This is a genomic window from Streptomyces sporangiiformans, from assembly GCF_005768555.2.
Taxonomy (GTDB): Bacteria; Actinomycetota; Actinomycetes; order Streptomycetales; family Streptomycetaceae; genus Streptomyces; species Streptomyces sporangiiformans.
Genome location: NZ_VCHX02000079.1, coordinates 56,993 through 77,601, shown reverse-complemented (window position 1 = coordinate 77,601; position 20,609 = coordinate 56,993). Strand labels below are relative to the sequence as shown.

Genomic DNA, 20,609 nt, shown 5'->3' with positions numbered 1-20,609 from the left:
TCCCATCAGGTGAGGGAGTTCCCGCCATGAGCGTCACTGGTCACTTCGGCCTGACCGAACCGGCTGCCGACGCCGCCATCGACGCGGCCTGCCGCAACCTGCGGCTGCCCGCGATGCGCGGCCAGTTCTCCGAGCTCGCCGACGCCGCGGCCCGCGACCAGATGACCTACCGCTCATTCCTGGCCGAGTAGTCGATGGCCGATTGCGACGACCGCAACCGTCGTCGTTCCGAGCGCCGGATCAAAGCCGCAGGCTTCTCAAGCGAGAAGGCACTGCGCACCTTCGAGTTCGACGCGAACCCCGCCATCGACCCGGCCGCCATCCGTTCCCTGGCCTCCTGCGAGTGGGTCCGCGAAGGACTGCCGCTGTGCCTGATCGGCGACTCAGGCACTGGCAAATCGCACCTGTTGATCGCGTTGGGCACCGAAGCCGCGATGGCCGAGTTCCGGGTCAAGTACATGCTGGGGACCGAGCTCGTCAACGAACTTGTGGAGGTCGCCGACGAGAAGGTATTGACCAAGACCATCGCCCGCCACGGACAGGCCGATCTTCTCTGTGAACAGCATGGCGACAGCCTCCGACGAGTCGTTCTCCTCGGTGGACCAAGATGTTCACCGATCCCTGGCTCTGCGCGGCCATCGTGGACCGCCTCACCTTCGGCGGCAACATCATCGGGACCGGCAGCGACTCCTACCGACTCGCCACACCAAAGCCGCCCAGCAGCAACGGCTGACCTGACCAACACACCTGGCCAGGTCCCGAACGCCGAATCGGTGGCCAGGCCAGCAGGACACGCTACCCGTGCCGCCCAACGCCGCACCCGCTCTACACCTCCGGCCGGTTCGGCCGGTGATCGCGAAAAAGAGTTTGCGCGGGGGCGGCAGTTGGATCATCCTTGCGGCCGGATTCCCTGTCGACACGACCGAGGGGCCTCGACAGCGAGAGGAGGGATCAGCCCATGATCCCAAGATTACTGCGCCTATGTCCTCCCGGGGCGCGGACCGCGTCTGACCCCGGAACGGACGGGCGCCTTCACCGGAGCGCGCATTGACCCTGGAACAGAACGACCTGACCATGCGCCCGATCACGGGGCACGACGAACTCGACCTCTTCTGCCGACTTCCCTACGCCTTCAACGAGGAATTGGCGGACGATCTCGCAGCCGGCCGGCGTCGGCCGGAATGGATGTGGGTTGCCCTGCGCGGCGACCACCTGCTGGCCAGGGTCGCCTGGTGGGGCCGGGCTGGAGACGACACACCGCTTCTCTTGGACATTCTCGCTCTCGACGACAGTGCCGCGGCTCCCGACCGCGTGGACATCGGCGGACGACTGTTGCACACCGCCATGGCCAAGACCCTTCCGCCGGGGACCAGCCCGCCCGAGTACAGCCGCCTCGTCCCGTCCAACTGGCGTGAGAGTGCGGTGACCGAGCGCGTCGTGAAGGACCGAATGACGATACTGGAGCGGACCGGCGCCGAGCTGAGCGTGGAACGGTTGCGTCTGGAGTGGCGTCCAGGGACACCTGTTCCCCAGCCCAGCGGACGCCTGGCATTCCGCTCCGTGACTCCGAGGAACTCCTTGCCCTGATGACCCTGGCCATGGACGGGACGCTGGACGCTCACAGCCGGCGCGACCTGGCCCGGATGCCCGCCCACGAAGCGGCGCTCAGGCACTACGAGGAAGAGCTCGCGCGCTACACGAGCCCGCGGGAGTGGTGGCGGATCGCGATGCTCCCCGGCGGTGATCCGGTGGGGTTCGTCATCCCGGCCCGCAATGACTACAACTCGATCATTGCCTACCTGGCCGTTCTGCCCGCGCACCGCGGCAACGGCTACATCGACGAGATCCTCGCCGAAGGCACCCACGTCCTCGCCGAGCAAAACGTCCCGCGCATCCGGGCGTCCACGGATCTCAGCAACACTCCCATGGCGAACGCCTTCCAACGGGCCGGATACGTCAACTTCGAACGCGCGATCAACATGACCTGGAACTGATCCAGACATCGAGCGGGGAGGCCGCAAACCGCTTCCCCGCTCAGCTCGGCCCCATCCGGAGCAAGCTCTTCAGGCGGGCACTGCACTGCCACCTCATGGAGAACTGCGCTTGCGTCGCGCACCCGTCTTGTATGGGTCAGGGAACTGGGCGCAGGCCGTCCAGGGTGACGTCGACGAGGCGGGTCACGGCGGCTTTGGAGGTCAGGCCGGCGGCGGCGGTCAGGGCGTGGAGGCAGTACTGCGCGAGCTCGGCGGGTGGGATGTCGGCCCGCAGGTCGCCTGCTTGCGCGCCTTCGGTGATGAGGTCTTCCACGATGCCCGTCAAGTGCCGTTCGGCGTGGGTGATGTGCTCGCCCTGATGTAGGTAGGTGGCGAGTTCGCCGCCGTGGCGTTGTCCGGCGATGGCCGCGTACGACCGAAGGACGGCCTCGAGACGCTCGCCGGCTGTCCCGGCGCGGTCGCGGACTTCCGCCAGGTGCTGGAGGTGTCCGGTGATCTGGCGTTCGTGCCAGGCGAGGAGGACGGCGTCGACGTCGGAGAAGTACTTGTAGAGCGTCGCGCGTCCGATGCCGGTCCGCTCAGCGACCTGTGACATGGTCACCGACCGCAGGCCGCCCGCCTCCACCAGCTGGGCGGTGGCGTCCAGGATGGCCTCGCGCACGGCGTGGCGGTGGGCGTCGATCGTCTCGTTCCACAGTTTGGGCACCCCCCAAGGATACGGATGTCCAGGACTGGATACACTCCGCCACAAGATAGACACTGTGTCTCGTAAAACGGGAACGAAGGCCGGGGCGGCGACGCTTCGGATTGAACTTGTGGAGGACGCCATGGCCGGCTCACCGCCTCGTTCCGAGGCCCATGACGACGACGGGGCACCCCGCTGGGTGAAGGTGTCCGCGGCGGTCGCGGTCGTCCTGGTCGTGGTGTTCGTGATCGTGCATCTGGCCGGCGGTGGCATGTCCGGGCATACACCGTGAGACCGTTCCCGCCGCGGCTGCGCAAGCTGACACTCACCCTCCACGTGACCGTCTCGGTCGGCTGGCTCGGGGCAGTCGCCGCATTCCTGGCGCTGGCCCTCGCCGGGCTGTCCAGCAGCTCGCCTCGGACGGTGCAGGGCGCCTATGTGGCGATGGAGCTGGTGGGGTGGTCCGTGATCGTTCCTCTCAGCATCGCCTCGCTGCTGACTGGCATTCTCCAGTCGCTGGGAACCCTCTGGGGGCTGCTGCGCCACTACTGGGTCATCGCGAAACTGCTGATCACGGTGCTGGCCACGCTTCTTCTGCTGGTGCACATGCAGCCGGTCGGACACCTCGCGGACGCGGCGGCCCGGGCCACACTCGCGGGCGGCGAGCTGGAGGGAATGCGCATCCAACTGATCGCCGACGCGGCCGCCGCCCTGCTGGTGCTGCTCACCGCGGCCGCCGTGTCGGTGTTCAAGCCGCGTGGCGTGACCCGCTACGGGCGCCGCCGCCAGCGCGAGCAGCACCTCCTGCCGCACTGAAGAACCCAGCCCCGAGCCGGTAGGCCACTGGTACATCGCCAGCCGGCATTGTGCAGTGCAAACGCGCCGGGGTGCACCCTTTGAAGGGTGCGCCCCGGCGCGCACTTCAGCCTGAGAGGTCAGTGGTAGGCGTGGACGACGGCGTGACCCTTACCCCGGCCGATCATCCACTTGTTGACCGGGGTCGTGATCACGAATGCGACGGCGAAGCCACCCAGCAGCGCGGTCCAGAACAGGGCGTCGGACAGGTGGGCGTCCATCGCGCCACTGAGGGCAATGACGCCGTTGTCGACGAGCTCCATGATCGCGATGGAGACAGTGTCCGCCGCCAGCGCCACCTTGACGGCACTCTTGAAGTCCAGGCCCGCCCCGCGGAGGGCGAACAGGGTGAAGGAGTAGCCGAAGACGAACGCCAGGGCGATCGCCAGGACCATGGTGGGCACGTTGCCCCACAGCAGGGCGGTGCCTATGACCATGCCGAGGATCTCGCCGATCGCGCATCCGGTCAGGCAGTGCAGCGTTGCCTTCGACGCGGTTCCCCAGGATGCGCCGCCATGCACGCCGTGTTCACCGGCCGCCTCGTGTGCGGCATGCTCGTGAGCGGTGCTGGTGGGGTGTCCGGTGTGGTCCATGACCGTCATCCCCCTTCCCGTCCAGTGTTGCCCGTTCCCGTGGCTCACACCACAACGATATACCCCCTTAGGGTATACCGGAAAGTGGGAGAGCGTGAAAAGCAGTGGGAGTGCGACCGGGATGGCGCCAAGCGCTGCGGCGGGGCGCCGAGGGCTGATGCCAGGAGTGGATGATCTGCCGATTCGACCGGCGCATCCCGGCGGGGAAGGCCACCTCACCGCTCTTCTGTGCGATGCGTGGACGACCGCTCCAGAGGGCAACGCCGGTGCGTCACCCCCCGGGGCGACGGCCCACCGGGGTTGGGCCGCCGCTTGCGTGGTGGGACGTAACGGGACGGCGACGGATGGGTTCTCGGCGCGCGGCGCGGATCAGCTGTCGGATGCCGGCTCGCGTGGCGACCCACATCCGGCGTCCGTGCCCCGGCGGACCTCGACCAACTTCAGTGCCGCATCACCCACTGGAACAGCAACTCGTGGACATGCAAGGTGAGTTGGGTGAACAGACCGAAGAGCTGGACGCGGCCCGCGCCGCCAATCGCGTACTGACTCGGGCGCTCAACCAGACTCCAGAAGGAGCCGACGCACCTACAGCCCGTAGGTCGCGCCCTCCATAGTGATGAGCAGGCCTATCGCGATCAGCACCAGCGGGAGCAGGATCTCGCGGTCCGCTACGAAGCGAGGTCCTCGTTGCGGCCATCAACAAGTGGCTGTGACCAGCCGGTTCGTGACAACCATCGGCTTCTCCTACCCTGCCTTCGCTGCACGGAGCGAGTAGACCTGCGGGACGCCTAGTCCTGCGGGAAGGCGGAAGTGGCCACGGTTGTGCTCGTGCAGGAACTCCAGGCGCAGGCCGGCGGCGGTCAGGGCGCTGACGACATCGCCGATGCCATGCCGCCATTCGACTGTCAGAGTCGCGGTGGTCGGTGCGCCGGGGTCGGCATAGGTGCCGGGCGCATCCACGACGATGGGGTCACGCTCGAAGTAGTCGTTCTCAACGGTCTGGCCGTCTTCGGCCAGGACATCGGCGAAGGGATGGAACTCGGCCAGGTAGAGAAAGCCTCCTGGAGCGACGAGCGCAGCCGCCGTCTGCGCCCACCGGGCTATGTCCGGAAGCCAGCACAGCGCGCCGAAGCCGGAGTAGACGATGTCGAACGTCTGCGCGTCGAGCGCATTGATCGCGTCGTACACGTCAGCGGTGATGAAGCAGGCTGTGGTGGCGCCGATCTGTGTGGCGAGGTCGCTGGCCACGTCCACGGCGGGTGCGGAGAAGTCGAGGCCGGTGACGGAGGCTCCGCGCCGGGACCAGGACAGAGTGTCCAGACCTATGTGGCACTGGAGGTGGAGCAGCGTCTTACCACTGACATCGCCGACCTCGGCGAGCTCGAAGTCCCGGAGCGTGTCCTCGCCTGCGATGAAGCTGGGAAGGTCGTAGAAGGGGCCGGCGACGTGGATCGGGACGCGTTCGTCCCAGTTGGCACGGTTGGCCGCGCGCCAGTTGGCGGCGTCTGGGGGCGTCGTCATGGCGGGCAACGTTAGCCAGACGCCCGGATGACGATCAATCCGTTTCTTCACGAGGACTTGTCCGGGCGATCTTTGAGGCAACGGCGCCTGACCCTCGTGAATTTCGTTGTCGAAGATCTCACCGAGTGAGGTAGAAGGGCGGCATGGATGCTGCCGCACTTGAACATATGCTGGATGAGACCTTCGATCACGCTGTCGTGCACCACGGATACACCAACTACATGCGCGACTACGAGGTCATCGTCTACGCGACGGCTGATCCCCGTACCGGCATCACGCCGTCCCACCTGCGGTATCTCTTCAGGTACTGCGTTGAGGCGCGGTGCGAGACGTCAGTGCCGGCGGAGACCTGGCGGGTCTCTTTGGACGACCGGCTCATCGACCATGAAACTGGTGCCGACCTCGACGGATACGTCTGGGGCGTGAAGTGGCACTGCCTTTACCCGGGAGCCAAGCTCCTTCCCGAGTCGGAGGCCACCCGACGTTGGTCGAACGCCCTCGGTATCGACTTCCACGAGGTACGCATCGAGACCAACGCGCACAACCTGACCTTGCTCTTCTCCGACCTTCAGGTGACCGAGGTCCCGGTTGGATATGCACCGTTCGTCGCGGAGTAGGGATCAGGGTTCGTGTGATCTTGTGACCGATGTGTGTGTCCGCGCCCACCAGCACGCGGCCGGCGCCCGCACCGCCCAGGAGGCGTAGGTCGGGTGAAGCCCAGTTCGACGTTGTTCTTCTTCGCCAGCGACGGATGTCCGTGCCGATGTGGGCGGAGAAGTTGTCCAGGATGATGTAGATCGGCGCGCCGTCGGGTCGGGCGGCGCGGACCGGCTTCAGCGCGGCCAGAGTTGATGGCGCCTTTGCGGGCGGCGGTTGACGCCCCACAGCCGGTCGTCACCGACGGTGTAGCAGCCGTGGAAGTAGGGACGCCGTGGGTGCGGCGGTAAGTCGCGGGCAAGCAGTTGGGGTTGCCCTGCTTCGCCCGGCAGGAGCCTGCGGTAGGCCGAATCCCGAGGGGGCCGAACTCGTCGAAGGCGAGGACTCGGTCCGGGAAGCGGTCCAGGGCCTGCTCGATGCGGTCGAGCTTGGTGTCGCGTGCGAGGTCGGGCGCCTGCTTCCCTGTCCTGTGGTGCGGCTGGAAGGTGCCGCGGCGCAGGAGCAGGAGCAGGCACCGTAAGGGTTCACGGCCGCTACCTATGACGCGGCCGTGCATGCGGCGCAGGTAGGCGGCGAGTCTGCGGGTTGACCAGCGAGTGAAGGGCTCGCCGAGCTTGGCGGGGCGAGTGGTGGCCGTGTGGATGACGAAGTCCTCGTCGTCATCGCTGAGCAGGCGGGGACGGCCTCCCGTCCCTCCAGGGTCCAGGCAGGCCAGGCCGATGTCGTTGAACCGGTGGAGCACCTCCCGCACCGTGTCTTCGTCGGCCTGGACCAGCTGCGCGATCACCGGGATGCGGTTCCCGCCGACGGAGGCCAGCAGCATCATCGCCCGGCGAAACGACCCGGCACCGGGTGCCGCGCGCTCACGTCGGACCGGACTGGCGCGGTGGGGTCATGGCCCAGCGGATGGTCCGGGTCAGGGCCTGTCCGGTGGGGCGTACGGCGAGGCCCTCCACGACCGGCACCCGGGGCAGCCACAGCATGCCGCGGGCCCATGGCGGGAGCAGCGCGACAGCGTTCGCGGCCAGCCCGCCGTAGAAAGGCCGTACCGCAAGGGGCAGGGGAGGCTGGAACAGCAGGAAGCGGGCGGCGGCCCGTGCCTCTGACGTGGCTTTGAGTTCGTGCCGGTAGGCGGTCAGGCGTTCGGACAGTTCGCGGCGGTCGCGTGGCGGGTTGCTCACCCCCAGCGCTTCGGCGACGCGCGCGGTGTCGGCGACGTAGGCGTCGTAGCCGGCGGCGTCCAGCGGGCGGGCTCCGAAGCGTTCGTGGGCGCGCAGGAAGCTGTCCGTCTCGGCGGCGTGCACCCAGCCGAGCAGGTGCGGATCGGCCGCGTGGTACGGCACGCCCTCGGCCGTTGTCCCACGGATCCGTTCGTGGATGCCGCGGACGTGGTCGACCGCCCGCTGAGCGTCCGTAGCGGTGCCGTAGGTCGTCACGGCCAGGAAGGTGCTGGTGCGCTGTAGTCGGCCCCACGGGTCGCCGCGGTAACCGGAGTGCCCGGCCACCGCCGCCATGGCGAGCGGATGCAGGGACTGCAACAGCAGTGCGCTCAGGCCACCGATGAACATCGAGGCGTCACCGTGGACAGTGCGGATCGGGCGGTCCGGTGCGAACCAGCGCGGGCCGGGGGTGTGGTGGATGCGGGCACGCGTGGCCGGTCCGTCGGGGCCGGCGACGCGGCGGAACAGGGCCTGGCCCAGTTGTTCACGGACTGTGGTCAGCACGGTCGGCCTCCCCTCTCCTGCTGCCCAGTGTCCGCGATGCCCGCCCGAACCCGGGCATGGCGGCACGGTTCACGCCCCGTGGGCGGGCGCGGTCCTGGCCCGCGATCCAATGCCGAACACACGCATCGGCACGTTCCTCGGGCCCAGCGGCGAGGGTGGGCGATCTTCGATGTTCGGCATAGTTGGGACTCCTTGAAAACTGGCCGACCCTACTCTTCACTCCAGTTGGTTTCGGCCTCAGCCAGGGAGCGGGCCCGCCCGGCAGCCAGCTGCCCTAAGGAACAGCGCGGCCTGTTCAGAGTGGCCGTGGGCCATCGCGGAGTGACGTTCGGAGATCGGCCTTGACCGGCCGTGGTGCTGCCCCAATACGCTGCCGGCCCGCTTGGCGAGTGGAAGTTGTCTTGAACGGTAGACGGGGGCTGGCGGTGAGGCGGCGTCGACGCGTCAACATGATCTGGTTGGCTGTCGCCGCACTGCTGGTGGGTGTGGCCGTGACACTCGAGGCGGTGGGCGGGAACACCGAACGGGTCACCAGCCTGTGGACCGGCGCCGAGACCTCCCAGGACGGCAGCGCCCACATCACCGAGGTCATCGACTACGACTTCGGGTCCGGGGAGCGGCGCGGCATCTTTCGTGAGGTCCCGGGCCTGTCTCCGGATGCGGAGGTCACTGTCACCTCGGCCTCCGCCCCGGTCCCCTACGAACTCATCGACTTGGGGTCGCAGACCCGCATCCGTATCGGCGACCCCTCGCACGGTCAGCGGCCACCACCGCTACCGGATCCAGTACTCGCTCAAGAACTCACGAGTGCCGGCTGAGCGCTGACCACCTAGCGCCATGGGATGCCGGTCCGGTCGACATACAGGATGGCGTCCATGATCCGGCGCAGTTCGTGCTGGGGCGGGAGCCCGATGTCCAGCCCTTGCCCCTGCACCCGGCCCCGCCAGGCGGTCAGCGTGGGCCCGATCAAGCCCAGCGGGCATCGGACAGATCGTTGGGATACGGGCGATGGCGTGTCATGTTTCGTTTGTACCGTCGGTCACGGCCTGTCCCCCAGGGCGCAAGCGGCGTCAGAAGCGGGGCGACTAGAGATCAGACGGGAGCGAACTGGCCCACATAGCCTGCCGGATGGCGCCTCCTGCCGCACGTACCGCAAGCCACTACTGGCATGACGGCTATCGGGTCTTGCTGGCGCCGCCGTTGATGTTGAGGACTTGGCCCGTGATGTGGCGGGCAGCCGGAGAGGCGAGGAAGGCCACGGCGCCGGCGATGTCGGCCGGGGTGCCTGGCCGGCCGGTGGCGGTGGCGGCGATCAGTGTGGCGCGGCGTTCGTCGGAGAGCTGGTCGCGGAAGAACTCGGTGTCGGTGATGTAGCCGGGCGAGACCACGTTGGCGGTGATGTCGCGGGGTCCGAGGGCGTCGGCAAGGCTCAAGTTCCAGGTGGCGAGGCCCGCCTTGGATGCGCCGTACGAGTCGGCTCCCTGGTCGGCCGCGATGGAACCGAGGTGCACCACCGCGCCACCCGCGGCGAGGCGGTCGTCGAGGGCCCTGGTGGTGAGGGCCGCACTGACGAGGTTCGCATCGAGGTTGGCACGGAAGTCGCGGGCGTAGGAGGCGAGATCGGTCTCGCCGTCGGCGTCGAAGACGATGTTGCCGCCCGCGTTGTTGACCAGTACGTCGACGCGCTCGGGGAGTTCGGCCACGAGCCGCAGGAGGGCCTCTGGGTCGGTGTGGTCGCAGATCAGAGGACGAACCCCGGTTTCTTCCGCGAGGTCGTCAAGAGGGGCGGGGCGACGGCCCGTGACGATGACGGTCTCGTTCTGGTCGGCGAAGTGGCAGGCGATGGCGCGGCCGATGCCCGTGCCGCCGCCGGTGACCAGGATGGTGCGTGACATACGATGAGCCCCTAGGTTCAGATCTAAATTTAGAACTAAACGTAACACTGGAGAGGGTCGGCATGGCAAGTGAACCCCTCACGCCGAAGAGCATGAGCTACCCGACGGACGGCGCGTCCACGTACCCCGTGCAGGACATCGCGGCCTCCTGGGAGCGCGAGCGGCCCGGCACGCCCGTCGCGTCGATCGGGATCGTCACGCCCATCTGGCGACTGGCGAAGCTGCTCGGCGACGACCGACGGCGAGTCCTCGCGCGGGCCGGGGTCGATGCCGCGACCCTCGACCTGCTGAGTGTCCTGCGGCGGAGCGGCAAGCCGTACACGCTGAGCACACGCGAACTCAGCCGGCGGTCGCTGGTCACCGCGGGTGCCATCTCGCAGCGCGTCGCCCGCGCCGAAAGCGACGGGCTCGTCACCCGCCGGCCCGGGGAAGGGCGGCCGCGCACGGTCCTGGTCTCCCTGACCCAGTCCGGGCACGACCTGGTCGAGACCACCGTCGACCACGTTCTGGGCCGGGAGGCCGAGCTGATCGACGGCCTGACGGGCGAGCAGCAGGGCCAGCTCACCGAGCTGCTCCAGGTGCTGCTCCAGGATGTTCAGCGCCGGCTCGGCGACGACCGTATTTCCCATGTCGGCGAGGAGTGACAGGCGTACTGTGCTGTGTCCGTACGCGGCCCGCACGGCCGCGATGGCCCGCACGTACGTATCGGTCCGCGTGTCGATGGTCAGCCGCGCAGATGCCCGCCCTGCCCGCGTTACGTCCAGGCGGGCGCAGCGGAAGACGCGGGCGGCCACGCGTACGGCCTGTCCCCCGCTCCACTCCGCGCGGTACGCCTCATCAGGCACCCGCCGGAAGCGCACCAGCTCCTCCGCGACGGCGGCCATCGCCTCCCAGGCGGCAAAGGCAGTGCGGAACGTCGGTGAGCGCGCTGTAGTGATGAACGTCCCGGGGGTATATCCGACGCACCCTTCTGACCTGCTCTTATGTGGGCCGGATCGGCAGTGACTGCTAGGGCGTGTGTCAAAAGTGGATCTTGATCGTGGGATGATCTTGGTTCATGGCGCGTGGAGATTTGACGGACGAGCAGTGGGCGGTGCTGGAGCCCCTGTTGCCGAGGGGCAAGAAGCTCGGCCGACCGCCGATATGGATCAGGAGGCGGCTGGTTGACGGCATACACTTCCGGGTCCGTACCGGCATCCCTTGGCGGGACATGCCGCAGGAGTACGGACCCTGGGGCCGGGTGTACGACCTGTTCCGTCGGTGGCAGCGCAACGGCACCTGGCAGCGGATCTTCACAGCCCTGCAGGTCCGGGCCGATGCCAAGGACCTGATCACCTGGGAGATCAACGTTGACTCCACCATCGTCCGTGCCCACCAGCATGCCACCGGGGCACGAAAAAGGGGGACCTGCAGAAGGAGCCGCCCGGCGGCGTCTCCACCGAGTCGGGCGACCACGGCCTTGGGCGCTCGCGCGGCGGCCTGACCACCAAGCTGCACCTGGCCGTCGAGCAGGGCCAGAAGCCCATGTCCATCGTGATCACCGCCGGGCAGCGCGGCGACTCCCCGCAGTTCGAGGTCGTTCTGGGGCGCATCAGGGTGCCCCGACTGGGGTCAGGCAGGCCACGCACCCGGCCCACGCGGGTGCGCGCCGACAAGGCCTACGCCTCCCGTAAGAACCGCGCCTACCTGCGCAGACGCGGGATCCACTGCACCATCCCGGACAAGGCCGATCACATCCGCAACCGCAAGAAACGCGGCTCCTGCGGCGGCCGTCCGCCGAAGTTCGACCGGGAGGACTACAAAGCTCGGCACGCGGTTGAGTGCGGCATCAATCGACTCAAAAGGCACCGAGCTGTGGGAACAAGGTACGACAAGCTCGCGGTCCGCTACGAGGCGACCGTCCTCGTAGCGGCGATCAACGAGTGGCTGTGAACAGGGATAGAGGCGTCCCTGGCTCAGGCCCGCGCGCCGCCGTCGACCCGGAGGACCGTGCCGGTCACGTAGGAGGAGCGGTCGCTCAGCAGCCAGGCGGCGGCCTGCGCGATCTCCTGCGGGTCGGCCGCGCGGCCCAGCGGGGTGTGCGCCGTGAGCCGCTCTCGGAGACCGGGTGATCCCTTTTCCCAGGTGCTTATCATCTCGGTCGCCGTGTTGCCAGGGGCGATGGCGTTGACGCGGATGCCTTCCGGGCCGTAGGTGACGGCGGCCGACTCGGTGAGGCTGTTGACCGCCCGTTTCATCGCGCCGTAAACGGGCAGCTCGGGGTTTCCCATCAGGCTGCCGACAGATGAGTTGTTGACGATGGCGCCGGTCCCGGCGGTGGTTCGGATGGCGGCGATCTCGGCGACCATGGCCAGCCAGACGCCCTTGAGGTTCACGTCGTAGAGGCGGTCGAAGTCGGCCTCCGGCATCTGGTGCATCGGGCCGGGCTGCTGGATCGTCGCGCCGTTGTTGAAGGCGATGTCGAGCCGGCCGTAGACGTTCACGGCGCGGTCCACGGCGGCGCGCACGCCGGCCGCGTCGGCCAGGTCGCACACCACGTACTCCGCGGTGCCGCCCGCCGCCCGGATCTCCGCGGTCACCGCCTGCAGCTGGTCCTCCGTCCGGGCCGCGAGAAGCACTCGGGCGCCCTCGCGGGCGAAGAGCCGAGCCGCGGCGGCTCCGATGCCGCGTCCGGCACCGGTGATGAAGGCGACCTTGTTGGCCAGCAGGCCCAGGGCGGCAGGCATGGTGGATGTGCCGGTGACAGGTGTGTTGTCCATGGCGCCAAGCCTGCGCCCGTCCGCGAAGCGCAACCAGGCACCGGCGGTACCTGGATCCGCGGCCCGGCGCCCCCGCACACTGGAGAGGTGGACCGACGAGAACTGGCCGACTTCCTGCGCAGCCGACGCGAGCGGATCACCCCTGCCGAGGTGGGGCTGCCCGCAGGACCGCGCCGCCGCACCCCGGGCCTGCGCCGTGAGGAGGTGGCGCAGCTGGCGTACATCTCGACCGAGTACTACACACGGCTGGAGCAGGCCCGGGCGCCGCACCCGTCGCACGAGGTGCTGGCCGGACTGGCTCGGGCCCTGCGCCTGACGGACGCCGAACGCGACCATGTCCATCACCTGGCCGGCACACCGCCGCTCCCGTCGGCCGGGCCCTCGCGCCAGGTACGGCAGAGCATCCTCGACCTGCTGCACCGACTGCCGCAGGCCGCGGCGACCGTAACGTCCGCGACCTTCGAGGTACTGGCCTGGAACGATCTGGCGGCAGCCCTGATGGAGGACTTCTCCGCCCTGCCGCGACGCGACCGCAACCTCGTGCGCCGTGTCTTTCTTGGCCCGCACACGCAGGGGCAGCGGCTGTACGGAGTGTCGGACGCGGACGCCTTCGCCCGCACCTCGACGCAGCGGCTGCGCGCCGCCGCCGCCCGCTACCCCGACGATCCAGAGGTCGCCGAGCTGGTAGCCGAACTCCTCGACGGAAGCGAAGAGTTCACCCGCCTGTGGCAATCCCACGACGTGTCCGCCGAGCTCACCCTGTGCAAGACCTTCCAGCACCCGCTGGTCGGCCCCGTCACCGTCAACTGCGACGTCCTCGACATCACCGACCGCGACCAGCAGGTCGTGATCTACACCGCGGTCCCAGGCTCGCCCTCCGAAGAGGCGCTACGGCTGCTGTCGGTCATCGGCACACAGCGCATGGACGTCACGCGCTGAGCCACACCGGCCGCACTTCAACGTCCCCTGATGTGGACCGACGCCGGTCAGCATCGCCCGCGCGCTTCTGAGCCCTGGCCTGCACGGCACGGCCCCTGAGCAACCGCTTTCGAAACACGCCCTAGGACGGGTTGCACAGGCGACCGGAGGCAGTCAGAGGAAACCGCTCTGACTCGACCCCGATTCGAACCGAGCTGCTCGGAGCCAGTCAGAGCCGTCAGGCGTGGCCGATGACTCGGTGGGGCTGGTATGGGGCCTCCAGGCGGGCGATCTCCTCCTCGCTCAGGAGCACCTCCACCGCCGCGACGGCGTCGTCCAGATGGTTCAGCTTGGTCGCGCCCACGATCGGTGCGCTGATCGCGGACTTGCCGAGCAGCCACGCCAGGGCGATCTGCGCGGGTGGCAGCCCTCGCTCAGCGGCAACCTCGCGCACCGCGTCGACCACGTCGAAGTCGGCGTCCCCGTACAGTTCCTCGGCGTACTGGTCGCTGTCAGCGCGGACCGTGAGATTCTTGCCGCCGCGTTCGCGGGAACCGGCGAGCAGCCCGCGCGCCAGTGGGCTCCACGGGATGCAGCCCACTCCCTGGTCGAGGCAGAGCGGGATCATCTCCCGCTCCTCCTCGCGGTAGGCCAGGTTGTAGTGGTTCTGCATCGACACGAACTTCGTCCAGCCGTGCGTCTCCGCGACGTGCTGGGCCTTGGCGAACTGCCAGGCGAACATGCTGGATGCGCCGATGTAGCGGGCCTTGCCGGAGCGCACCACGTCGTGCAGCGCCTCCATGGTCTCCTCGATCGGCGTCTCGTAGTCCCACCGGTGGATCTGGTACAGATCTACATGGTCGGTCCCCAGCCGCCGCAGCGAGGCATCGATGCCGGACAGGATGTGCTTGCGCGACAGGCCGGCGTCGTTGGGTCCGGAGCCCATCGGGAAGTAGATCTTCGTGGCGAGCACGTAGTCGTCACGGTGGGGGAAGAGCTTGTCGAGCAGCCGCCCGGTTATCTCCTCGCTCACCCCGCGCGAGTACATGTCCGCGGTGTCGAAGAACGTCACCCCGGCCTCCGCGGCCCGACGCACGATGGGCTCGGCCGCCCCCTCGTCCAGGAACCACGCGCGCTGGGCGGAATCGCCGTAGCTCATCATGCCGAGACAGACCCGCGAGATCTTCAGCCCTGTCGAACCCAGCCCGGTGTATTTCATGCCGTTTTCTTCTCTCAATATCGTTACTGCTGCCCTGGTTGGGCTGGCGGAACGCCATTAGACACCATCTCAATTGGTGACTGAAGGTCGCTGGCAGGCGTACTGCGGTGGCGGTTGAATGCCCTGGTGAGTGACTAATGGACACCTGCCGATCGGTACGGCCACGACCGGGCGGTGAAGCTGCAGCGAGCCCATATCAGGGCGAGCCGCCGGTAGCAGATGAGGGTGCGGGCGGTACTCGTGAAGGCGAGGAAGTGTTCGGTTTGCGCTCGCAGCGACGGTGGAGACGGCGGCATCCGGCGAGCCACGACATGGTGCGGTCGATGGTCCAACGGTGGCGCCCCAGCCGCTGTGAGGTCTCAACTCTCTTGCGGGCGATGCGGTGCCGGATGCGGCGGCCCAATCGACAGGATTCGGACCTGTCAGGTCCCCCTTTTCAGGGCGCGCATGCTCACTGAGTCGATCGCGTATCGAGACCAGTCGAGGTCGCCGCGGGAGCCGCGTTCGTCGAGGACCAGGCGGTGGAGCCTCGCCCACACCCTGGCTTTCGTCCACTCTGTGAAACGCCGGTGAGCCGTCGCGCCGGACAGCCCGAACGACGCGGCAGGCAGTTGCTGCCAGGTACAGCCCGAGGTCGCCACGAACACGATGGCGGCCAGCACTTCACGGTCACCGTGCCTTCGTCGGCCTCCACCCTGAGGCCGCGTGGGTACCTCCGGCACCACCCGCTGGAATAGCTCCCACAACTCGTCCGGCACCAGCCGCTCAACGATCCCCACCACAGCCGACAGCCTACCGAGGCAACCAAATGAGATAATGTCTTGGCGGGCGACGCCGCGCTCGACGGAAACCGCATGACGTCAATCGCCAAGGCCATCCTCACGCTGGAGCGGCAACGCTGAGGAGACTCAGCGGGCGGGGCGGGGCAGTACAGCAAGGGCTGTCCAGGCTATATCGGTCAGCGTCTCCTCGCTCGCTCCGGCCTTGCCCAGCGCTTCAATGCCGCGCAGTACGGCGAGCACCAGCGCAGCCAGCTTTCCCGGATCCACGTCCGCGGCAATATCGCCATTGCGCTGACAGGCTGCGATGTCGCCCTCCAGTAGCGCCTGCAGCGCCTCGATGGCCGCGCGCGCCCGCTTGGCCACCGTCTCGTCGTGTTCGGCCAGCTCGGCGGCGCCCTTGGCCAACAGACATCCGCGGTGGGCGGTGTCTGCGGCAGTCGCCGCCGCCACCGCGTACACGTGGGCGGACAGCCGCGCGTAGGCGTTCGCGTCGTCGCCGCGCAGCTGCCGGCTCACAGCATCGACGACGGAGCCGCAGTAGTCGTCGAACACGCGGTGGAACAGTTCCTGCTTTCCGCCGAACGCGCCGTACAGGCTGCCTTTGCCGAGCCCCGTTGCCTCGGCAATGTCTTCCATGCGCGTGGCGGCGTACCCACCCGACCAGAACTGCTCCCGGGCAGTGTCCAGTACCTGCTGCTCGTCGAACTTCCTAGGTCGTGCCATGGGAGCAGCTTACCCATTCTTGACTGGTTCGTCCATAACGGTTAGCGTTATGGACGAACCAGTCAAGAATGGAGGAGTGGGCGCGTTATGACGGAAGTACTCGCAGGCAAGGTGGCGGTGGTCACCGGAGCCAACAGCGGCATTGGGCTTGCCATCGCCAGGCGGTTCGCCGCGGAGGGGGCACGGGCGTTCCTGGCCGGTCGCCGTCAGGAGCCGCTCGACGCGGCCGTCGCTGAGATCGGGCCGGCGGCCACCGGTGTGAGGACCGACGTTTCGGTACAGACGGACCTCGATGACCTTTACTCGGTCGTGCGCGAGGAGGCGGGCCGCATCGACGTGCTTGTCGCCAACGCCGGCGGCGCTGTCCCTCAGAGTCTCGGTGAGATCACAGAGGAAGCCATCGACGCCACCTTCGGTACGAACGTGAAGGGCACGATCTTCACCGTACAGAAGGCGCTGCCCCTGCTGTCGGACGGCGCCTCGATCGTAGTGACAGGATCGACCAGCACCCTCCGCCCCGCACCGAGCCTGGAAATCTACGGAGCATCGAAGGCAGCGGTGCGCAACCTGGTGCGCAGCTGGGCGCGCAGCGCGCAGGAACGGAAGTTCCGGGTCAACGTGCTGAGCCCCGGCCCGACCGATACCCCGGGCCTGGTCGGCGCCGTAGGCCCGGACCACCAGCTCGCCTCGGAAATACCGCTCGGCAGGATCGGCCGCCCGGATGAGATCGCCGCCGTGGCGACGTTCCTGGCCTCAGACGCTTCCAGCTTCGTCAACGGCGTCGACTGGTTCGTCGACGGAGGCCAGGCGCAGGTCTGACCGCACCCCTCAACCAGCGCGAGAGCGCACCACACACACCACCTACCAGAAGGAAAAATGAACACCACCAGCGATATCCAGAAGCGTCGCGAAGAGATTGCTGTCAACTACTTCCGTATGGTGGACGCTGGCAACCCTGCGGTCATCGACATCTTCACTGAAGATGCGCACATGTTCTACCCGAAGTTCGGCATCGCGCGTGGGAAGGCGCAGATCGGAGCGTTCGCTCAGGGTCTCGGCCGGGGAATCGCGTCGCTCAAGCACGAGATCGAGAGCTTCACCGTGTTGTCGTCCGGCAACTACGTGATCGTCGAGGGCGCGGAAAAGGGAACAACGACGTCAGGCGTGGACTTCCCAGACGGCGTTTCCTCCTTCGGGCTGTTCTGCAATGTGTTCGAGTTCGAGCGTGAACTCATCAAGAGGATCTACATCTATGTGGACCCGGACTTCGCCAACACGCACGCCGAAGGTGTGGCTTGGGGTAAGTCGGTGCAGGACAGCATCGCCAGCCTGTAGTCGACAGCCTGCACCGTGGTGCCGCCACTGGTTCGGGGGGCCGCGTGGCGACGAGGTCGCAGTGCTCAATCTTGTCGCCTCGGCGCCCGCCTCGGGTCCTGGCAGCTCTTCCGTCCCGCCCGCTGCAGCCCGAACCGCATGACGTCAATCGCCAAAGCCGTACTCACCCTGGAGCGGCACCGCTGAAGAAGCTCAATGAGGCTTTTCCAAGCTGATGGTGATGCCAAGTCAGCTCTGTCCGTTCTCGGTCCACGGACGGAGTTTCTCCGGGTTGCGGATCGCCCAGATGCGAGTGATGCGGCCGCCTGCGACGCTGAACGCCGCCACGGTCACGGTGACACCGGCATGCTGGGCGACCAGGCCGGGCTGGCCGTTGACCGTCCGCTCCAGGAGCGTCAGCCCAGGGGCTTTGCCGGCGATGTGGATCAGGTACTGGGCGATGCGTTCGCTGCCCTCGACCGGGCGGAGGACGGCGCCCACCAGTCCCCCGCCGTCGGCGATCATCGTGGCGTCCGGGTCGAGGAGGTCGACGAGGGCCTCAATGTCCCTCGCCTCCCACGCCTCTTTGAAATGCCGCACCAGACCGGCCTGCCCGGCCGTCGAAACCGCCGGGGCCTGCGCGGCGCCAATACGTCGACGGGCAGAGGACGCCAACTGTCGGCAGGCCGCCGGCGACCGGCCGACGATCTCGGCGACCTCGGCGAAGGGGTACCGGAAGACGTCGTGGAGGATGAACGCCACGCGTTCGGCCGGCGTCATCGACTCCAGTACGACGAGGAAGGCCATGTTCACCGACTCGTCCAGGGTGACCCGGTCGGCGGGGTCGGCCGAATCGGCCCTGCCGCTGCCCGCCGGCCCGCTGATCCACTCCGTACGGTCGGGCAGCGGCTCGGGTATCCATTGGCCGACGTAGCGCTCGCGCCGGGCCCGCGCTGAGCCGAGCAGGTCCAGGCAGATGCGGGTGGCCACCGTCGTCAGCCAGGCGCCGGGCGACTCGATGGCCTCCTGCCGTTGCCGCGGCATCGCGTACCAGCGGGCGTAGGTCTCCTGCACGGCGTCCTCGGCCTCGGCCAGCGAACCGAGCAGCCGGTAGGCGAGGTTGATCAGCTGGCGCCGCTCGCCGACGATCGCGCTCAGACCCGGCTCGGACCGGTCATGTCCTGGCTCGGATGGGGTGCTCATGGTGGCGACCGCTCCCTGGTTCTTCTCGTCCGATCCCGCTCTCGCCACTTCGACGAAACACCGCACCGGCCCGTGAGTTCGGCGCTTCGCCTCACATTTCACGGGCCCACGTCGTCGGTCTACCGAGACACTACCGATCCACCGCCGCGAGGCAGAAGAGGAGACCGCGCCATGGTCACACAGACGACGTCAGAACACCGCAGTCTCACGTTCCTGCAGGTCGCGATCGCCCTGCAGACCTTGGCCATCTTCTTCCAGGCGATCACCGCCGGACTGCTGCTGTCCTCGCCCCACGGCGAGATACTTCACAGCGCCGGAGCGCGCGTGATGTACGGCGCATCGATGTTGTACGTGCTCGCCGCGATCCTGGCGTGGCGGCCGGGCGGCGGGCCGCCCCGCCCCATCCTGTACGCGTCCGGCTTCCTCGTACTCGCCTCGGTGCAGGTGGTACTGGGCATCGCGCACATGCCGTCACTCCATGTCCCCCTGGGCATCCTGATGTTCGGCCTGAGCGTGCTGGCGCTGGGCCGAGTGCTGTCCGCCCGCTTGCCGGCTGCTGATGCGGCGAGATGAAGTGCAAGAACGGCTCGGACGAGGTCAGATGCGGTTGGTGCTGCACCGGATCTTGCCGAGGAGCCGCCAGTTCTTCAGGTCGACCGTGGCCTGCTCGCCGGCGCCGTAGGTGTCGCCGCAGCGCGGATGGGCCAGCGCGAGAGGGCCTGCCGTCCGGCCGGAGGACGCCGCCAGCGAGTCCCGATCTCACGTCGCCGCACGATGAGTTGAGGGTCAGACAGCACAAGGATCGACTGGACAGCGAGAGCCCGTCTATGGAGCTTCACTACTTCGTACAGCCCGCTGCAGGCAATGAACCACCGCCATCAGCTTGGAAAGGACTCGGTGGCGATTGACGGTACGCGGCTGTCGCGATCTCGATGAACGATCGGATCAACGGGTTGGTGTCACCCTCGTTCCACACCGCCACCACTCGGCTTGGCGCCATGTCGATCAGCGCCACCGCGGCCAGCTCTGCGAGCAGGTCGTGGCCGAGCGGGGCCAGAGCTTACGACACTCGCACCACCTTCATCGCCCTCCAGTCACCGCCGTTATGGGGGTGTTCGGGCATGGCTGGATTATCTCGGGGCAGGCGAAAAAGCATCGGTGTGTCCAGCTCAGCGGAGGCTTGAATCGTGCATCCACCCGAGGAAGAACACGACCCCCTGGGCTGGACAAGTCCGCAGACCGGGGAGCGAGCGAGGCATGTGACGCTCGGCTTTTTGTCCGCGCTGGCTCCGGCAGGCGGGGCCGACACGGATGCGGTGCTGCTCGTGGTGTCGGAGCTGGTCACCAATGCGGTACGGCATGCCGGCGGTGTAACCGCGCTCCGCCTGGTGGACGGTCCGGGAACAGTGACAGTGTCGGTGGAAGACGCCAGTGCCGTCGCCCCGCAGCCGCGGCACACAAGCGCAGCTGAGCCGGGCGGGTTCGGCTGGCACCTGGTCCAGGAGCTCTCTGCGGATGTGCAGGTCCGCATCCGGCCGGAAGGAAAGACGGTATCCGCGGTCCTGCCGCTGCCCCACTGACACGGAGGCAGCTGCAGCCTCGTCGGCGACAACCGGGCTCCAGCCTCCGCCCTCCGGCGGCGCGGCAACGCCCGCTTCCCGCCGACGATGGTCACTTCGCGCCAGCAGGGTGGTACACCATGGCCGGGTAGCTGGAACGCCCACTCAAGGGGGCGCTCCAGCAATCCAGGCGCGGGACACTTGCACT

General features: G+C 67.9%; 20 protein-coding genes and 7 pseudogenes. 14 read left to right on the top strand and 13 right to left on the bottom strand.

Annotated features, from left to right (window positions below):
* Positions 1–26 precede the first annotated feature (26 nt).
* Together FGD71_RS08520 and FGD71_RS08515 are read left to right on the top strand one after the other, a co-directional pair.
* Positions 27–733, top strand: a pseudogene (locus tag FGD71_RS08520) (ATP-binding protein).
* 341 nt (positions 734–1,074) lie between these two features.
* Positions 1,075–1,994, top strand: a pseudogene (locus FGD71_RS08515) (GNAT family N-acetyltransferase).
* A gap of 136 nt (positions 1,995–2,130) precedes the next feature.
* Here the strand turns inward: FGD71_RS08515 and FGD71_RS08510 are convergent.
* Entirely contained in the window at positions 2,131–2,700 is a 570-nt protein-coding gene (locus tag FGD71_RS08510; protein WP_119099761.1) for a TetR/AcrR family transcriptional regulator, read from the bottom strand.
* A gap of 121 nt (positions 2,701–2,821) precedes the next feature.
* Here FGD71_RS08510 and FGD71_RS47310 point away from each other — a divergent pair, with 121 nt between their 5' ends.
* Together FGD71_RS47310 and FGD71_RS08505 are read left to right on the top strand one after the other, a co-directional pair.
* On the top strand, positions 2,822–2,971 hold the full coding sequence (locus FGD71_RS47310; protein WP_162931072.1) for a hypothetical protein: 150 nt from the start codon (positions 2,822–2,824) through the stop codon (positions 2,969–2,971).
* The gene (locus tag FGD71_RS08505) at positions 2,968–3,495 is read left to right on the top strand and encodes a hypothetical protein (RefSeq protein ID WP_119099760.1); all 528 of its coding nucleotides are present in this window, start codon (positions 2,968–2,970) and stop codon (positions 3,493–3,495) included. Before FGD71_RS47310 ends, FGD71_RS08505 begins: the two co-directional genes overlap by 4 nt.
* A gap of 119 nt (positions 3,496–3,614) precedes the next feature.
* Here FGD71_RS08505 and FGD71_RS08500 read toward each other — a convergent pair whose 3' ends face one another.
* A complete protein-coding gene (locus FGD71_RS08500; protein ID WP_181359152.1) occupies positions 3,615–4,127 on the bottom strand; it encodes a DUF4396 domain-containing protein in 513 nt (170 codons plus the stop codon).
* 744 nt (positions 4,128–4,871) lie between these two features.
* A complete protein-coding gene (locus FGD71_RS08495; RefSeq protein WP_119099758.1) occupies positions 4,872–5,648 on the bottom strand; it encodes a class I SAM-dependent methyltransferase in 777 nt (258 codons plus the stop codon).
* A 143-nt stretch (positions 5,649–5,791) separates the two neighbouring features.
* Here FGD71_RS08495 and FGD71_RS08490 point away from each other — a divergent pair, with 143 nt between their 5' ends.
* Positions 5,792–6,265 (top strand): YxiG-like protein, encoded by a 474-nt coding sequence (locus FGD71_RS08490; RefSeq protein ID WP_119099757.1) that lies wholly within the window; start codon positions 5,792–5,794, stop codon positions 6,263–6,265.
* 72 nt (positions 6,266–6,337) lie between these two features.
* Here the strand turns inward: FGD71_RS08490 and FGD71_RS08485 are convergent.
* A pseudogene (locus FGD71_RS08485) lies at positions 6,338–7,143 on the bottom strand (IS630 family transposase); the annotation flags it as partial.
* 25 nt (positions 7,144–7,168) lie between these two features.
* Positions 7,169–8,029, bottom strand: a complete 861-nt coding sequence (locus tag FGD71_RS08480; RefSeq protein ID WP_119099756.1) for an oxygenase MpaB family protein — start codon at positions 8,027–8,029, stop codon at positions 7,169–7,171.
* Between the two features lie 458 nt (positions 8,030–8,487).
* Here FGD71_RS08480 and FGD71_RS08475 point away from each other — a divergent pair, with 458 nt between their 5' ends.
* Entirely contained in the window at positions 8,488–8,847 is a 360-nt protein-coding gene (locus FGD71_RS08475) for a DUF2207 domain-containing protein (RefSeq protein WP_140935846.1), read from the top strand.
* Between the two features lie 14 nt (positions 8,848–8,861).
* On the opposite strand, the pseudogene FGD71_RS08470 reads toward FGD71_RS08475, so the two are convergent.
* Both FGD71_RS08470 and FGD71_RS08465 read right to left on the bottom strand, forming a co-directional pair.
* Positions 8,862–9,049, bottom strand: a pseudogene (locus FGD71_RS08470) (transposase); the annotation flags it as partial.
* A gap of 155 nt (positions 9,050–9,204) precedes the next feature.
* A complete protein-coding gene (locus tag FGD71_RS08465; protein WP_119099754.1) occupies positions 9,205–9,924 on the bottom strand; it encodes an SDR family NAD(P)-dependent oxidoreductase in 720 nt (239 codons plus the stop codon).
* 92 nt (positions 9,925–10,016) lie between these two features.
* On the opposite strand from FGD71_RS08465, the gene FGD71_RS08460 reads away from it, so the two are divergent.
* Together FGD71_RS08460 and FGD71_RS08455 are read left to right on the top strand one after the other, a co-directional pair.
* Positions 10,017–10,568: a MarR family winged helix-turn-helix transcriptional regulator gene (locus FGD71_RS08460; RefSeq protein WP_119099784.1), complete on the top strand. Its 552-nt coding sequence runs from the start codon at positions 10,017–10,019 to the stop codon at positions 10,566–10,568.
* A gap of 413 nt (positions 10,569–10,981) precedes the next feature.
* Positions 10,982–11,856, top strand: a protein-coding gene (locus tag FGD71_RS08455) for an IS5 family transposase (protein ID WP_420878258.1) whose coding sequence is annotated in 2 segments (ribosomal slippage) — positions 10,982–11,339 and positions 11,339–11,856 — 876 coding nt in all. Because the reading frame shifts where the segments join, the coding sequence is not laid out codon by codon here.
* A 23-nt stretch (positions 11,857–11,879) separates the two neighbouring features.
* Here FGD71_RS08455 and FGD71_RS08450 read toward each other — a convergent pair.
* Positions 11,880–12,683, bottom strand: a complete 804-nt coding sequence (locus FGD71_RS08450) for an SDR family NAD(P)-dependent oxidoreductase (protein ID WP_119099753.1) — start codon at positions 12,681–12,683, stop codon at positions 11,880–11,882.
* A gap of 87 nt (positions 12,684–12,770) precedes the next feature.
* On the opposite strand from FGD71_RS08450, the gene FGD71_RS08445 reads away from it, so the two are divergent.
* The gene (locus FGD71_RS08445; protein ID WP_119099752.1) at positions 12,771–13,622 is read left to right on the top strand and encodes a helix-turn-helix transcriptional regulator; all 852 of its coding nucleotides are present in this window, start codon (positions 12,771–12,773) and stop codon (positions 13,620–13,622) included.
* 217 nt (positions 13,623–13,839) lie between these two features.
* On the opposite strand, the gene FGD71_RS08440 is transcribed toward FGD71_RS08445, so the two are convergent.
* From FGD71_RS08440 to FGD71_RS08430, 3 genes and pseudogenes are all read right to left on the bottom strand, one after another.
* A complete protein-coding gene (locus tag FGD71_RS08440; protein ID WP_119099751.1) occupies positions 13,840–14,820 on the bottom strand; it encodes an aldo/keto reductase in 981 nt (326 codons plus the stop codon).
* Between the two features lie 203 nt (positions 14,821–15,023).
* Positions 15,024–15,602: pseudogene (locus FGD71_RS08435) on the bottom strand (transposase); the annotation flags it as partial.
* A 126-nt stretch (positions 15,603–15,728) separates the two neighbouring features.
* Positions 15,729–16,325, bottom strand: a complete 597-nt coding sequence (locus FGD71_RS08430; RefSeq protein WP_119099750.1) for a TetR/AcrR family transcriptional regulator — start codon at positions 16,323–16,325, stop codon at positions 15,729–15,731.
* Positions 16,326–16,412: 87 nt separating this feature from the next.
* Here FGD71_RS08430 and FGD71_RS08425 point away from each other — a divergent pair, with 87 nt between their 5' ends.
* From FGD71_RS08425 to FGD71_RS08415, 3 genes and pseudogenes are all read left to right on the top strand, one after another.
* The gene (locus FGD71_RS08425) at positions 16,413–17,144 is read left to right on the top strand and encodes an SDR family NAD(P)-dependent oxidoreductase (protein ID WP_119099749.1); all 732 of its coding nucleotides are present in this window, start codon (positions 16,413–16,415) and stop codon (positions 17,142–17,144) included.
* A gap of 57 nt (positions 17,145–17,201) precedes the next feature.
* Positions 17,202–17,660 (top strand): nuclear transport factor 2 family protein, encoded by a 459-nt coding sequence (locus tag FGD71_RS08420; RefSeq protein ID WP_119099748.1) that lies wholly within the window; start codon positions 17,202–17,204, stop codon positions 17,658–17,660.
* An 84-nt stretch (positions 17,661–17,744) separates the two neighbouring features.
* Positions 17,745–17,846: pseudogene (locus FGD71_RS08415) on the top strand (IS5/IS1182 family transposase); the annotation flags it as partial.
* 42 nt (positions 17,847–17,888) lie between these two features.
* On the opposite strand, the gene sigJ reads toward FGD71_RS08415, so the two are convergent.
* Positions 17,889–18,842, bottom strand: coding sequence for an RNA polymerase sigma factor SigJ (sigJ, locus tag FGD71_RS08410; protein WP_119099783.1), 954 nt, complete (start codon positions 18,840–18,842; stop codon positions 17,889–17,891).
* A 171-nt stretch (positions 18,843–19,013) separates the two neighbouring features.
* Here sigJ and FGD71_RS08405 point away from each other — a divergent pair, with 171 nt between their 5' ends.
* On the top strand, positions 19,014–19,415 hold the full coding sequence (locus FGD71_RS08405; protein WP_119099747.1) for a hypothetical protein: 402 nt from the start codon (positions 19,014–19,016) through the stop codon (positions 19,413–19,415).
* A 334-nt stretch (positions 19,416–19,749) separates the two neighbouring features.
* Here the strand turns inward: FGD71_RS08405 and FGD71_RS48580 are convergent.
* A pseudogene (locus tag FGD71_RS48580) lies at positions 19,750–19,899 on the bottom strand (LysR family transcriptional regulator); the annotation flags it as partial.
* A gap of 130 nt (positions 19,900–20,029) precedes the next feature.
* Here FGD71_RS48580 and FGD71_RS08385 point away from each other — a divergent pair.
* A complete protein-coding gene (locus tag FGD71_RS08385) occupies positions 20,030–20,422 on the top strand; it encodes an ATP-binding protein (RefSeq protein ID WP_276147125.1) in 393 nt (130 codons plus the stop codon).
* Positions 20,423–20,609: the final 187 nt, after the last annotated feature.

Bases quoted from the DNA above. Each gene is read 5' to 3' on its own strand.
- FGD71_RS08430 (WP_119099750.1), bottom strand. From the start codon at position 16,325: ATGGCACGACCTAGGAAGTTCGACGAGCAGCAGGTACTGGACACTGCC.
- FGD71_RS47310 (WP_162931072.1), top strand. From the start codon at position 2,822: ATGGCCGGCTCACCGCCTCGTTCCGAGGCCCATGACGACGACGGGGCA.
- FGD71_RS08490 (WP_119099757.1), top strand. From the start codon at position 5,792: ATGGATGCTGCCGCACTTGAACATATGCTGGATGAGACCTTCGATCAC.
- FGD71_RS08405 (WP_119099747.1), top strand. From the start codon at position 19,014: ATGGTCACACAGACGACGTCAGAACACCGCAGTCTCACGTTCCTGCAG.
- FGD71_RS08495 (WP_119099758.1), bottom strand. From the start codon at position 5,648: ATGACGACGCCCCCAGACGCCGCCAACTGGCGCGCGGCCAACCGTGCC.
- FGD71_RS08500 (WP_181359152.1), bottom strand. From the start codon at position 4,127: ATGGACCACACCGGACACCCCACCAGCACCGCTCACGAGCATGCCGCA.
- FGD71_RS08450 (WP_119099753.1), bottom strand. From the start codon at position 12,683: ATGGACAACACACCTGTCACCGGCACATCCACCATGCCTGCCGCCCTG.
- sigJ (WP_119099783.1), bottom strand. From the start codon at position 18,842: ATGAGCACCCCATCCGAGCCAGGACATGACCGGTCCGAGCCGGGTCTG.
- FGD71_RS08440 (WP_119099751.1), bottom strand. From the start codon at position 14,820: ATGAAATACACCGGGCTGGGTTCGACAGGGCTGAAGATCTCGCGGGTC.
- FGD71_RS08460 (WP_119099784.1), top strand. From the start codon at position 10,017: ATGAGCTACCCGACGGACGGCGCGTCCACGTACCCCGTGCAGGACATC.
- FGD71_RS08420 (WP_119099748.1), top strand. From the start codon at position 17,202: ATGAACACCACCAGCGATATCCAGAAGCGTCGCGAAGAGATTGCTGTC.
- FGD71_RS08465 (WP_119099754.1), bottom strand. From the start codon at position 9,924: ATGTCACGCACCATCCTGGTCACCGGCGGCGGCACGGGCATCGGCCGC.
- FGD71_RS08425 (WP_119099749.1), top strand. From the start codon at position 16,413: ATGACGGAAGTACTCGCAGGCAAGGTGGCGGTGGTCACCGGAGCCAAC.